Raw genomic sequence first — 226 nt, forward strand, 5'->3', positions numbered from 1 at the left:
GGCGACGTGCAGCCGGCTCGCCTCCTCGGTGGCGCGGATGCGCGCCAGGGCCTGGGCGGCCACCTCGACCACGGACGCGGCCAGGTGGCGGCCGTCCTCGACGGGGTCGGGCGCCGGCGGCTCGACCGGCGGGTGGACCAGGGTGGTGGTCGGCTCGGGCTCGGGCTCCGGCTCCGGCTCCGGCTCGGGCTCGACCTCGGGCTCCGGGTTGGGCTCCGGGTCCGGC

At 80.5% G+C, this 226-nt stretch carries 1 protein-coding gene; it reads right to left on the reverse strand.

Translation table 11 applies throughout. The features are described 5' to 3' along the window. A partial coding sequence (locus QWY29_RS20710) for a hypothetical protein (RefSeq protein WP_300963096.1) occupies positions 1-226 on the reverse strand: 226 nt, incomplete at both ends.

Origin of the sequence: Nocardioides abyssi (genome assembly GCF_030412915.1) — a bacterium.
GTDB lineage: Bacteria > Actinomycetota > Actinomycetes > Propionibacteriales > Nocardioidaceae > Nocardioides > Nocardioides abyssi.